At 63.8% G+C, this 12652-nt stretch carries 14 protein-coding genes; 8 read left to right on the forward strand and 6 right to left on the reverse strand.

Annotated features, from left to right (window positions below; translation table 11 throughout):
* Positions 1-1002, reverse strand: a 1002-nt coding sequence (gene htpG, locus ACIQ09_RS03590) for a molecular chaperone HtpG (protein ID WP_398306236.1), incomplete at its 3' end; no start/stop codon positions are given.
* A 79-nt stretch (positions 1003-1081) separates the two neighbouring features.
* Here htpG and ACIQ09_RS03595 point away from each other — a divergent pair.
* The gene (locus ACIQ09_RS03595) at positions 1082-2902 is read left to right on the forward strand and encodes an ATP-binding protein (RefSeq protein ID WP_398306239.1); all 1821 of its coding nucleotides are present in this window, start codon (positions 1082-1084) and stop codon (positions 2900-2902) included.
* Between the two features lie 12 nt (positions 2903-2914).
* Here ACIQ09_RS03595 and greB read toward each other — a convergent pair whose 3' ends face one another.
* Both greB and ACIQ09_RS03605 read right to left on the reverse strand, forming a co-directional pair.
* Complete coding sequence (greB, locus tag ACIQ09_RS03600) at positions 2915-3466, reverse strand: transcription elongation factor GreB (protein ID WP_398306242.1); 552 nt, start codon at positions 3464-3466, stop codon at positions 2915-2917.
* Positions 3467-3570: 104 nt separating this feature from the next.
* Positions 3571-3804: a DUF3567 family protein gene (locus tag ACIQ09_RS03605; protein ID WP_398306245.1), complete on the reverse strand. Its 234-nt coding sequence runs from the start codon at positions 3802-3804 to the stop codon at positions 3571-3573.
* A 158-nt stretch (positions 3805-3962) separates the two neighbouring features.
* On the opposite strand from ACIQ09_RS03605, the gene ACIQ09_RS03610 reads away from it, so the two are divergent.
* From ACIQ09_RS03610 to ACIQ09_RS03625, 4 genes are read left to right on the forward strand one after another with little or no spacing between them, the layout of a single operon-like run.
* Positions 3963-4187 (forward strand): DUF465 domain-containing protein, encoded by a 225-nt coding sequence (locus ACIQ09_RS03610; RefSeq protein ID WP_398306248.1) that lies wholly within the window; start codon positions 3963-3965, stop codon positions 4185-4187.
* Positions 4188-4220: 33 nt separating this feature from the next.
* Positions 4221-5525 carry an O-acetylhomoserine aminocarboxypropyltransferase gene (locus ACIQ09_RS03615; RefSeq protein WP_398306251.1) on the forward strand — a complete coding sequence of 435 codons (1305 nt, stop codon included), beginning with the start codon at positions 4221-4223 and terminating at the stop codon, positions 5523-5525.
* Positions 5526-5536: 11 nt separating this feature from the next.
* Complete coding sequence (locus tag ACIQ09_RS03620; protein WP_398306254.1) at positions 5537-6358, forward strand: alpha/beta fold hydrolase; 822 nt, start codon at positions 5537-5539, stop codon at positions 6356-6358.
* Between the two features lie 55 nt (positions 6359-6413).
* Positions 6414-7208 (forward strand): DUF2189 domain-containing protein, encoded by a 795-nt coding sequence (locus tag ACIQ09_RS03625; protein WP_398306257.1) that lies wholly within the window; start codon positions 6414-6416, stop codon positions 7206-7208.
* On the opposite strand, the gene ACIQ09_RS03630 is transcribed toward ACIQ09_RS03625, so the two are convergent.
* The gene (locus tag ACIQ09_RS03630; RefSeq protein WP_398306260.1) at positions 7205-8065 is read right to left on the reverse strand and encodes a DMT family transporter; all 861 of its coding nucleotides are present in this window, start codon (positions 8063-8065) and stop codon (positions 7205-7207) included. The two genes, ACIQ09_RS03625 and ACIQ09_RS03630, sit on opposite strands and share 4 nt — an antisense overlap.
* Positions 8066-8236: 171 nt before the next feature.
* Between ACIQ09_RS03630 and ACIQ09_RS03635 the strand changes: the two genes are divergently transcribed.
* Genes ACIQ09_RS03635 through ACIQ09_RS03645 form a run of 3 tightly spaced genes read left to right on the forward strand, consistent with a single transcriptional unit; the run spans position 8237 to position 9895 of the window.
* On the forward strand, positions 8237-8950 hold the full coding sequence (locus ACIQ09_RS03635) for an SIMPL domain-containing protein (protein WP_398306263.1): 714 nt from the start codon (positions 8237-8239) through the stop codon (positions 8948-8950).
* Complete coding sequence (dtd, locus tag ACIQ09_RS03640; protein WP_398306266.1) at positions 8947-9384, forward strand: D-aminoacyl-tRNA deacylase; 438 nt, start codon at positions 8947-8949, stop codon at positions 9382-9384. Before ACIQ09_RS03635 ends, dtd begins: the two co-directional genes overlap by 4 nt.
* On the forward strand, positions 9353-9895 hold the full coding sequence (locus ACIQ09_RS03645; protein ID WP_398306269.1) for a C40 family peptidase: 543 nt from the start codon (positions 9353-9355) through the stop codon (positions 9893-9895). The genes dtd and ACIQ09_RS03645 overlap by 32 nt, the downstream gene beginning before the upstream one ends.
* Positions 9896-9914: 19 nt before the next feature.
* Here ACIQ09_RS03645 and hemB read toward each other — a convergent pair whose 3' ends face one another.
* Both hemB and ACIQ09_RS03655 read right to left on the reverse strand, forming a co-directional pair.
* Entirely contained in the window at positions 9915-10925 is a 1011-nt protein-coding gene (gene hemB, locus ACIQ09_RS03650) for a porphobilinogen synthase (RefSeq protein ID WP_398306273.1), read from the reverse strand.
* Between the two features lie 687 nt (positions 10926-11612).
* Positions 11613-12233: a PolC-type DNA polymerase III gene (locus tag ACIQ09_RS03655; protein ID WP_398306276.1), complete on the reverse strand. Its 621-nt coding sequence runs from the start codon at positions 12231-12233 to the stop codon at positions 11613-11615.
* Positions 12234-12652 lie beyond the last annotated feature (419 nt).

The following is a 12652-nucleotide window of genomic DNA, read 5'->3' on the forward strand; positions in this document are numbered from 1 at the left end:
CACGAAGCGCAGGTACATGGGCATCAGCTTCTCGGCGTCATCCATGATGAAGACGCGGCGCACGTAGAGCTTCACCCCGTGGCGGGCCTGGCGGTCCCACATGTCGAAGGGGGCGTGACCAGGTACGTACAGCAGCTGGGTGTATTCGTGACGACCTTCCACCTTGCTGTGGGTCCAGGCCAACGGCGGCTCGTAGTCGTGGCCGACGTGCTTGTAGAACTCGGTGTATTCCTCGTCGCTCACCTCGGACTTGGAGCGGGCCCACAGGGCGTTGGCCTTGTTGACGGTCTCGTCTTCGTCGGTGACCACCTGCTCCTTCTTCTCCTCGTCCCACTGCTCCTTCTTCATCACGATGGGCTGGAGAATGTGGTCGGAGTACTTCTGGATGATGGAGCGCAGCTTCCAGCTGGACAGCAGGTCGTCCTGGTCATCACGCAGATGCAGGGTGATCTCGGTGCCGCGGTCGGCCTTGTCGATGGGCTGTACGGTGTATTCACCGGCGCTGTCGCCGGTCATCGAGCATTCCCACTGCACCGCGTCGGTGGTGGCGAGGCCGGCCCGGCGAGTGCGCACGGTGACCTTGTCGGCAACGATGAAAGCAGAATAAAAACCGACCCCGAACTGCCCGATCAGATGGGCGTCCTTCTTCTGGTCGCCGGTCAGCTTGCCGAAGAACTCCTTGGTGCCCGATTTGGCGATGGTACCCAGGTTGGTCACCACCTCGTCGCGGCTCATGCCGATGCCGTTGTCGGCGATGGTCAGAGTGCGGGCAGTCTTGTCGAGGGCCACGCGTATCTTCAACTCGGCGTCGTTCTCGAACAGCCCGCCGTTCTCGAGGGCTTCGAAACGCAGCTTGTCACAGGCATCGGATGCATTCGAGACCAGCTCGCGGAGAAAGATCTCCCGGTTCGAGTACAGCGAATGAATCATGAGGTGCAGCAGCTGCTTCACCTCGGCCTGGAAGTTCAGGGTTTGCGCAGACGACATTTGCTCGACAGTCATAAAGCTTGCTCCATGGGGACCGTTAACGACCCACATATGGGCCCGCCCTTCTGACTTTCAAGCCCCTCGCTTCCAACTTATGGAACGACTTCCACTGTCTTCCTCAATTCTCCCTGCTGCAAAGCCGTCCGAATCGGAGGCTGCACATGTCACCCAGACCAGCCCATCCCTGCGTCGCTTCCGCTTCGCAGTGTGGCTGGCCTTTGCCCTGCTCGCCTCGCTGATCGTCGGCGTGGCACTTTCCCTGATCCGCTTTGACCGGGAACAAGCCCTGCAGCGGGCCGAGTCCGAACTTCTGAGCCTGACCCGCGTACTCGAGGAGCACGTGGCACGCAGCTTTGGTGAAACCGAATCGGTCATTTCCGAGATTGCCGGTCACGTGGCCCAGCGAGGCGGCCTGGAAGCCTTTGGCGACCGGGAGCTTCAGGCCCTGCTGCGCCAGCGCGCCTCCAGCCTGCCCGAAGCCGACTACCTGTTTGTCGAGCGGGAAGACGGCAGCCTGGCCGCCGATTCAAATAACCTACCGGAGACCGCTCCGCCCACAGATCGCACGGGTGGCCATAAGCCGGCGATGCCCCAGCTACTGCGCGATGGCGTCGAGATTGGCAGCCCGACCCGCAGCCCGGCCAGCGGCCAGTGGGTAACGCCCCTCAGCCGGCAGATCTTCGATCCCTCGGGAAAATATCTCGGTACCGCCGGTGCAGCCATGAGCCACCGTTACTTCGAAGGGGTTTATCAGGAGCTGGACCTTGCCACCCGGGACACGATCCTGATCCTGCACGCGACCCGCGCCATCACCCTCATCCGGCACCCCCAAGCCGAAGGACAGATAGGCTCCAGCGTTACCGACTCACCGGCCATCGGCGCTGATCTGCAACAGCGCAGCATGATCGTCACGGCATCTACGGTGGCAGACCCGGTGGAACGCATCACCGCCTACCGCCGCCTCGCCGACCGTCCGCTGATCGTTGCCACCAGCCGGCCGGTGGACAGCGCCCTGAGCGACTACTACGAACACCGTGACCGCATCCTCGCCGCCGCCGGCGTCATGCTGGCCCTGCTCGGCGCCCTTGCCGTCCTGCTGCACCGGGACACCATGCGCCGGGACACGGAGCGTGCGGCCCTGGCCGAACTGAACGCCACCCTCGAACAAAGGGTGCTGCAGCGCACCGAGGAGCTCGAGCACTCCAACCGCGAGCTGCTCAGCTTCAGTTACTCGGTCTCCCACGACCTGCGTGCCCCCCTGCGTGCCATCAACGGCTTCTCCCACGCCCTGGCCGAGGACTACGGTGACCGCCTCGATGAAACCGGGCAGAGCTACCTGATACGCCTGCGCCGGGCCAGCCTGCGCATGGGCGAGCTGATCGACGAATTGCAGAAGCTCGCCAGCGTATCCCGCCACACCCTGCGCATCGAACACACCGACGTGAGCGCCATCGCCCATGAGATCCTCGATGAACTGGCCGCCACCAGCCCCGGGCGGGTCGTACAAAACCACGTGGAGGCCGATCTGAGTGCCGACGCAGATCCTGTGCTGATCCGCAATGCCCTGCAGAACCTGCTGGCCAACGCCTGGAAGTTCACCCGTGACAGCCAACCGGCCCTGATCCACGTGGGCGGACGCCCCCATGGCGATGAAAAGCTCTTCTACGTGACCGACAACGGTATCGGCTTCGACATGGCCCACGCCGCCAAGCTCTTCCAGCCTTTCCAGCAACTGCACCGGCGGGATGGCTTCGAGGGCTCGGGGATCGGGCTGGCCAGCGTACGCCGGGTGATCGAGCGCCACGGCGGCACGGTGTGGGCCGAGTCGTCACCGGGCACCGGCACGACCATGTTTTTCACGCTGCCCCGTAGCCCGGCGATGGTCCGCCGGCCCAGGGAAAAGCTCAACGCCTGACGCGCTCAGCCCTTACACGTAGCGGATCTCGACCACCTCGATCTCGCGCAGGCCGGCCGGGCTGGCAAAGCGGATCACGTCGCCCTCCCGCGCCTTGAGCAAGGCCCTGGACAGGGGCGCGATCCAGCTGATGCGCCCCTCCGAGGCATTGGCCTCATCCACACCGACGATCTGGTAAGTCTGCTCGTCCGCCCCGTCGATGTCACAGACGGTCACCGTGGCACCAAAGAAGACCTGCTCGGTGTTCTCCTGCTCGGAGGGCGTCACGACCGTTGAATTCTCCAGGCGCTTGATCAGGAAGCGGATGCGCCGATCGATCTCGCGAAGGCGTTTCTTGCCGTAAATGTAGTCCCCATTCTCCGAGCGGTCGCCATTGGACGCAGCCCAGCGCACGGTTTCCACCAGTTGCGGGCGCTCATCCCGAACCAGGTTATCGAGTTCCATGCGCAGCACTTCGTAGCCCTTGCGGGTCATATAGTTGCGGGTACCGGGCGGCAAGCTCGGCACACCAGGCAGTGACTCTTCGTCGTCCTGGTCGTTTTCCTTCACGAAGGCCTTGTTCACCCTGGCGAACTCCGAAGATGCAGATTGAGGGAGGCGAATGTTAGGGGCCACCCGCCGGGCTGGCAAGTTGCCGCGGCAGGTGGCCCCACTTGAGAATCAAAGCTTCAGTGGTAAATGGCTGGCTGGGTCATCAGGGTATCGTAATCGGCAATCCAGTTCTCGAAGTCATCCATTTCCGTCGCGGAAGCGCTCAACTCACGCAACTCCTGACGAAAACGGCGTGCTGCCTCGTCGCGAAAAAGCATCCCGACCCCTCGCCGTTTATCGATCACCTCGACCGCATCGACATTCGGGTAATCCACCACGTAAAGCACCGGATTGTTGAGCATGATGTTCATGGCCGTTCTCCTGATTGCTGGGTTTTACCGCGTGGGTACTATCGCTACTGCAGATGGGAACACAATGCACCACTTCAAGTTCCCCGCCAGCGTTGTATTTCGACGGCCCCGCGCCTAAGATTCACGAGAGCCCATCGCCCGTCCGCACCCCATCAGGCATGAATGACTGCATAGAACCCGACGCCGACGTAACCAGCCTGTCCTCTCGGCTGACTGCCCTGTCCACCGAGCATCGGGATCTCGACGCGGTCATCACCCAGATCTCCCATGCCCCGCCCCCCAACAGCGAGTTGCTGTTGCGGCGCCTGAAGAAACGCAAGCTCCTGCTCAAGGACCGAATCGCCCTGATCCAGCGCATGCTTGATCCGGACGTTCCCGCCTGAGTCCCCTTTTCATCTCCCGCTTTTCGATAACGCATGTCCATTCACCGTAACGCCGGGGCCGACACGCTCGCCCTGCACGCCGGCCAGACCCCCGACCCGGTGCATCACTCCCGCGCCACCCCGATCCACTTCACCACCAGCTACGTCTTCGAGGACACTGAGCAGGCCGCAGCCCTGTTCAATCAGGAGCGGGCCGGGCACGTCTATTCGCGCATCTCCAACCCCACCAATGCGGTCCTGGAAGAGCGCATTGCCGCCCTCGACGGTGGCGTGGGCGCCATCGCCTGCGCCAGCGGTCAGGCCGCCCTGATGCTGGCCATCACCACGCTGATGGGCAACGGCGGACACATCGTGGCCTCGCGCTCCCTCTACGGTGGCTCCCACAACCTGCTGGGCTATACCCTGCCCCGCTTCGGCATCCACACCACCTTCGTGCCGGCCGGTGACCACCAGGCGTGGCGTGACGCGATCCGCCCGGAGACCCGCCTGTTTTTCGGCGAATCCATCGGCAACCCCGGCCTCGAGGTGCTCGACATTCCGGCCATCTCGGCCATTGCCCACGACGCTCGTGTGCCGCTGCTGGTGGATGCCACCCTGGCCACACCAGTCTTGCAATGCCCTCTCGATCTCGGTGCCGATCTGGTCATGCACTCCGCCACCAAATACCTGGGAGGCCATGGCGTGGCCATCGGCGGTCTGCTGGTAGATGGCGGCAGCTTCGACTGGGAAGGCTCCGGCGGCAACTTTCCGACCCTGACCGAGCCCTATGACGGCTTTCACGGCATGGACTTCGCCGAAGAGTCGCCGATCGCCGCCTTCCTGCTGCGGGCGCGTCGCGAAGGCCTGCGCGATTTTGGCGCCTGCCTGTCGCCCATGAATGCCTTCCAGATCCTGCAGGGCATGGAAACCCTCGGACTGCGCATGGAACGTCACGTGGCTAATGCACGCCAGCTGGTGGCCCATCTGGTCAGGCACCCGCTGGTCGAGTCGGTGTCCTGGCCCGAGCTCGACAGCCATCCCGACCACGCCCTGGCTGCCCGCCTGCTACCCAAGGGTTGCGGTGGCGTGTTCAGCTTCAGCCTCAAGGGCGGGCGCAAGGGCGGCACCGCCTTCATCGAAGGACTGCGCCTGTTCTCCCATCTGGCCAACGTGGGGGATGCCAAATCCCTGGCCATTCACCCGGCCAGCACCACCCACTTCCGCATGTCACCGGAGGCCCTGCGGGCGGCGGGCATCACGGAAGGCACGATCCGCCTGTCCGCCGGACTGGAAACCGCTGCCGATTTGATCGAAGACCTGGACCGTGGCCTTTACGCCGCCCAGAAAGCCACCGCCTGAGCCCCCAACCGATGAAACACAGCCTTCCCATCTACCACTACACCGGTGGCCGCAAGACCGAAGCGGGCCGCCCCACGATCCTCTTCATTCACGGTGCCGGACACGATCACAGCGTGTGGACGCTGCAGAGCCGTCACTTCGCCTCCCATGGCTGGAACGTGATCGCCCCCGACCTCCCCGGCCACGGCCGCTCTGCCGGCCCACAACTGGGCAGCATCGAAGCCCTGGCGGAGTGGACGGTGGACTTCGCAGCCGGACTTGGCCTCGGTGGGGTCGCCCTGGCCGGCCACAGCATGGGGTCACTCATTGCCCTGGAGGCCGCAGCCCGCGCTCCCGAGCGAATCAGCCACCTCATGCTTATCGGCTCGGTCTTCCCCATGCCAGTGGCTGCGCCCCTGCTGGACGCGACCCTCTCGAACCGGGACAAGGCCCACGCCATGATCAACCAGTGGTCCTATGCTCCCCGCGCCCAGCTCGGCGCAAGCAGCATTCCCGGCATCAACCTGACGGCGCTCAATGAACGACTTATGCAACGCCAGGCTGCCGGTGTACTGCACCGGGACATGGCCGCCTGCAATGCCTACACCGGTGGATTCGACGCCGCCGCGCGGGTAGCCTGCCCCACACTGCTGCTGAGTGCCGCCCTTGATCGCATGACCCCGCCTAAGGCCACCGCGCCGCTGGCGGCTGCGTTTGCGGACACCACCACGGTTCGTAAAGCCATCATTCCCGACGCCGGTCACGCCATGATGTCGGAAGCACCCGGTGCCGTGCTCGACGCCCTATGGAACTTTGTCGGTGCTTTCCCCTCTTCCGCTCAGGTGCCGCGATGATCTGATCCTGCCCTGCCAGCCATCCCCATCCAAAAAACGATAACGGAGACAAACCATGGCTCAGCAACCCACCCCCGCAGACGAACAAGCCGGCGCCGGATTACCCTTCCCAACTATCCGCAACATTGGATTCGGCGCCCCCTTTCGCTGGATCGCCCGCGGTTTCTCCGACCTCAAGGCCTGCCCGACAGCCAGCCTGTTCTACGGCTTCTGTTTTACTGCCATGGGCTTACTGGTCACCTTCGTGTTTGAACACGCCTACCAGTACACCTCGGCAGTCACCACCGGCTTCCTGCTCCTGGCCCCGTTTTTTGCGATGGGCCTCTACGAACTGTCGCGCCGACGGGAGCTGGGGCAGGCATGCGCCCTGGTGCCAACGCTTACGGTGTGGCGCCGCAATGCCGGCAACATCGCGGTCTTTGCCGCCGTCCTGACCGTCATCTTCCTGATCTGGGCGCGCGCCTCGCTGGTCGTCTTCGCCATCTTCTACACCCGCGAGATGCCCAACCTCAGCGGTTTCCTGACCCAGGTCCTGAGTATGGAAAACCTGGAATTCCTGCTGGTTTACTGCGGGGTCGGTTTCATCTTCGCGCTACTGGTCTTCGCCGTCAGCGTCGTCTCCATCCCGCTGATGCTGGACCGTAACCAGGATGCCGTCACCTCGATGCTGGCCAGCATCAGGGCGCTTGCCGAAAATCCGCTACCGCTGCTGGTGTGGGCCGCCCTGATCGTCGGTCTCACCCTGCTGGGCTTCATGAGCTTCCACATCGGTCTGGCTGTGCTCATGCCAGTGGTCGGGCACGCTACCTGGCACGCCTACCGGGATCTGGTCGAGCCCCTGAAAACCTAGGCCCGGCTGCGGGCCAGCGCTATCACCGCAGTCAACACGATCACACCCCCCGCGACCTGGATGAGCGTCACCGACTCATCCAGGAAAAGAGCGGCGAGAACAAAGGTCACCACCGGCTCCAGCGTCGACAGGGTTGCCGCATCGGAAGCCCCCAGGCGCTTCATGCCCGCAAAGAAGCCGACCATGGCCAGCACCGTGGACACCAGCGCAATCGCCAGCACACTGCTCCAACCGGCGAGGGACGCGGGAAATCGCGGCGACTCCAGCACCACGCCCAGGCCAAAGACCACTGCCGCCGCCAGCATCACCACCGTGGCCGCCCCGAGGGGCTCCTCTTCCCGCAGGACCCGGCTGCCTACGAGGATGTACACCGAGTAGATCAGCGCGGCCGCCACCCCCAGAGCGATTCCCAGGGCGCTTCCGCCCAGGCCGGACCCGATGGTGAGGCCGGTACCCAGCAGCGCCGCCAGCACCGCAGCGGCCCGCAAGGGGGTCATGCGCTCCCCCAGGAACATCACGCCAATGAGCGTGACGAGAAAGGGATAGAGATACAGCAGCAGAGCTACCAGACCGGCGGAGGCATGATTGAGGGCCAGGAAGAAACACAGGGACTGGCCCACGTATCCCACGCCCCCCATCAGCACCAGTACCATCCGGTTGCGCCCATGGGGCCAGGAGCGCCGGGTCACCACCATCACTAGGGCCATCACCACGCCAGCGATCAGAAAGCGCAGGAAGAGCAGCGCCGACACCTCGACACCGTCCGCCAAGGCAAAGCGGGCGAAAATTGCCATGGCGCCAAAGGAAGCCGCTGACAGCGCCACCAGCCCAGCCCCCAACATGCGTGAATCCGCCATCACCAGCCTCCGGGCCCAAGCCCGCGCAAAAGGGGCCGATGCTGCCGTCCGCATCGCCGCGGGCCAACGCCAACTGTCTGCGTCACTTCCGGAGGCTTGCATCCCTTGCACGCTTGGCCAGAATGTCGGGGCCATGCTCCAATGCACTCCTGCATTCTGAATGAGGCTTCCATGACCCTTCGCCTGATCCGGCCCCTGGCGCTGCTCGCCGTCGGCTTCGCCCTTCCCCATGCCCAAGCCGCGGACACCCCCGCCACGCCGGCCCTGCCCACCGCTGACATCTCCGTTGAGAGCAGCCGCAGCGCGCCGAACGACCTGTTCCGCGCCCAGGTTTATGCCGAGGCCACCGACGCCAACCCGGGCGAAGTGGCCCGCAAGGTGAATACCATCGTGACCCAGGCCATCCAGACTGCCCGAGGCGTACCCGCAGTCAAGGTCCGCTCGGCGGGCAATTCGACCTACCCGGTCTATGGCAAGACCGGTCGCAGCATCGAGGCTTGGCGCATGCGCTCCACCCTGGCCCTTGAAAGCAGTGACGCCGCAGCCCTGTCGGAACTCCTCGGCAAGCTGCAGCAAAGCATGGCGGTGGCGGGGCTGAGTGCCGCCCCCTCGCCCGACACCTGGAAGAAGATCGAGGACGAAGCCATTGCCGACGCCCTCGGCGCCTTTGAAGGGCGTGCCCGCCTGGTTGCCGGCAGCCTGAAGAAGAAGTGGAAGATCAAACACCTGAGCATCAACACCGGCGGCATGCAACCCAAACAGGCGATGCCATACATGCGCGCCTCTGCCATGATGGCCGAAGCCGCCCCCCCACCGGCCCCCATCGAGGCCGGCGACAGCCCGGTGACAGTCAATGTCAGCGGTCAGATCGAGCTGCTTGAATGATCGCCCTGATCCAGCGCGTGCTCGAAGCCCGCGTCAGTGTGGCCGGGCAGACTGTGGGGGAGATCGGCCCGGGCCTGCTGGCCCTGGTGGCAGTGGAAAAGGCTGACCAATCGGCCAACGCAGCGCGCATGGTGGAACGCCTCCTGGGTTATCGGGTGTTCTCGGACGACGCGGGGAAGATGAACCGCTCCCTCACCGATACCGGGGGCGGGCTGCTGCTCGTATCCCAGTTCACCCTCGCAGCCGATACGGCCAAGGGCACCCGCCCGAGCTTCACGCCCGCGGCCGCCCCGGCCGACGCCGAGCGCCTCTTCAACGAGCTCGTCACCCTCGCCCGCCAGCGCCACCCCGTGGTGGCCACCGGCGAGTTCGGTGCCGCGATGACGGTTTCACTGGTAAATCATGGCCCGGTCACCCTTCGGCTCACGGCCTGAGCGCTGGGCTGCCGTGGTGCTGGTGGCGGTCCTGGCCGGCTGCAGCCAGACACCCCCGCGCCCAAGCGGGCCACCCACCGTCCGTACGGTGCCACCGGCAGGCGGCTGGTTCGCCCTGCCGAGCCACGACCACGCCCAGGAGGTCGTGCTCTATGCACTCGGACTGCTCGACACGGGTTACCGCTTCGGCGGCAAGAACCCGGAGGCCGGGCTGGACTGCAGCGGCATGGTGAGCTACATCGTCGAGCAGGTCAGCGGCCGCAAGCTGCCCTACAACGCGGCCGGTATCGCCGAGCGCACCCGCCCCGTAGCCACCCAGGCACTCCGCCCCGGCGATCTGGTGTTCTTCAACACCCTGGGCCGGGCCTATTCGCACATGGGCATCTACATGGGAGACGGCAAGTTCATCCATGCCCCCAGCAGCAAGGGCAAGGTGCGGGTAGACCGCCTGGACAGCCGCTATTTCTCCGAGCGCTTCGAGGGCGCCCGGACGCTGTTGCCGGACGGATGAACCCCTCCGGCAACAGGGATCAGGCCTCTTCCTTCAGCCAGCGGGCTGCATCCAACGCGTAGTAGGTCAGGATGCCGTCTGCCCCGGCCCGCTTGAAGGCCACCAGCGACTCCAGCACGCAGGCCTGCTCGTTCAGCCAGCCGTTGGCCGCGGCGGCCTTCAGCATCGCGTACTCGCCACTCACCTGGTACACATACGTGGGCACCTGGAGCTCGCTCTTCACCCGACGAACGATGTCCAGGTAAGGCATGCCGGGTTTGACCATGAACATGTCCGCCCCTTCCGAGATGTCCAGGGCCACTTCACGAATAGCCTCGTTGGAATTGGCCGGGTCCATCTGGTAGGTGTACTTGTTGCCCTTGCCCAGATTACCGGCCGAACCCACCGCATCCCGGAACGGTCCGTAGAAGCTCGATGCATACTTGGCCGAGTAGGCCAGGATGCGCGTATGGATCTGCCGGGCCTGGTCGAGTTCGGCACGGATGCGCGCCACGCGGCCATCCATCATGTCGGACGGCGCCACCACGTCGGCACCGGCCTGGGCGTGGCACAGGGCCTGTCTGGCCAGCACCTCCAGGGTTTCGTCGTTAAGCACGTAACCCGTATCGTCGATCAGCCCGTCCTGCCCATGGCTGGTGTAGGGGTCGAGCGCCACATCGGTGATCACCCCGAGCTCGGGGAAGCGCGACTTGAGGGCCTGAACCACGCGGGGGACCAGGCCGTCGGGGTTGAAGGCCTCTTCGGCTCCCAGGGACTTCTTGTCGCCCTCCACCACCGGAAACAGGGCCAGGGCTGGCACCCCCAGGGAGACAGCCTCTTCGGCCACCTGCAGCAGGCGATCCAGGGACATGCGGCTCACCCCGGGCATGGACGGCACGGGTTGGACGATCTGCTCGCCCTCGAGCACGAACACCGGGTAGATCAGGTCATCCGCCGACAGACGATGCTCGCGCATCAGGCGGCGGGAAAAATCATCGCGACGCATGCGGCGCATGCGGCTTGCGGGAAAGGCAGACTGGACTGGACTCATGAGGATCTCGTGTACTTACATCTGGAAACGAAATGGGGCAGGAACTTTCTTCCCCCACACATGCACAAAGCAGCAGATGGTGCTGAACCGTCTCCCGCTATACCTCCCTGAGCGGGGCCTTGAGCAAGCAAGGCGCTTTTGACCCCCGGCTCCCCTTGCCGGGGGTTTTTCTTTTCTGGCATCCCGCATCAGGCTTTCGGCTCGGCACAACTGAAGTCAGGATTCTATGCCCAAGCGCCCCTCCGGAACTTGATCCCTGAAAACACAAAACCACTCCATGGAGTGGTTTTGCCTGACATCGACCCCCGCCGCAGGGGATTTCACCGCCCTCAGTGCGGCTCACGCTGTGATGTACCTGCCGGCGTCTCTCCGCCGTCCGGCGGTGTCCGTACAAGAAAATGCACCGCACAGGAGTCCATGACACCTGCCCAATAATCCAGCCACCATGCAAACGGGCCCATCGCCTTCCCTTCCATTACAAGATCAAGCTGCCGGGTGACCGGAAGGCCACTCACGGAGGAGCAGGCAACTTGAAATGTTGATTTCCTGGAGACAGCTTGCACCCGGGCGGCAGGCGTAAGCGAGAACTAATGCTCACTACCCGTCAAATACCCATCATGCAGGGCACTGGCCGTGATAAAGCGCCTGCCGATAAAAGCGGGCTGGCCGGCACTGTCCTTGCTGAGGTCAGAGCACTTGTCTGTTTTTGGCATCATCCAGACATCGGCCCAACTGCCCCTTTGGAACACTCTGAATCCTGCGCAGGAGCGCATGGGACACATCGAGAACCCGGTAGCGGCCGCGCAGTTCGTCCTCAAGCCTGAGCAGCAGGCTGGCGGCCATTTCGGCATCGGCCAGCGCCCGGTGATAGCGACCGACCACAGGCAACCCGGCAAAATCGATCAGCACACCCAGCTTGTGACTGGGAGCCTGGGGAAAGACCCTTCTTGCCACCAGCATCGAGCAGGCAAACTCCTGATGTCGGCGACGGCCAATGCGAGCCAACTCCGCATCCCAGAAGCGGCTGTCGAATGAAGCATTATGGGCAACCAGCGGATAGTTGCCGACAAAATCGGCAACCTGCCCCATCACCGCATCCGCCGCGGGTGCGTCACGCACCATGGCATCGGAAATGCCCGTAAGCGCCTCAATGTGCGAGGGAATGCGCACGCCGGCGTTCATCAGGCTCTGGTAACGATCCACCACCTTGCCATCCTGCAGGATGACGGCAGCGATCTCGGTGGCACGGTCACCATGTGCCGGAGACAAACCGGTTGTTTCGAAGTCGATGACAGCGACAGGCTCCATGGCGTTTTCCTTCTGCACAACACAAGATCGTATGATCGACGAGCCTGCAAAGGCAGGCAGGTTACGAAACGCCAGTCTCTGAAGTAGCGACGAAGCACCCGAACGATATAGCCGTCGAGTGCGTGTCAGCCGAGCGGCTGATACAAAACAAAAGGCCCAGTCCGAAGACTGGGCCTTTTGTTTGTTTCTTTTGGTCGGGGCGGCGGGATTCGAACTCGCTACCCCTTGCACCCCATAAAGGTGAAAGCCTGTCTTGGCAGATCCAACGGCGAGTCTGAAAGACACCATAAGACTCTGTTTTGTATGATAATTAGCCCTTTACCTGTCTCATCCCGTCCCATACAATACAACCTGATCCACAGATTTTGTGGGGGGAAATGTGGGGGGAATTTTTAGCCTCTTCGAATTCCCCCCTGCAC

It is taken from the genome of Zoogloea sp., from assembly GCF_044344315.1.
Taxonomy (GTDB): Bacteria; Pseudomonadota; Gammaproteobacteria; order Burkholderiales; family Rhodocyclaceae; genus Zoogloea.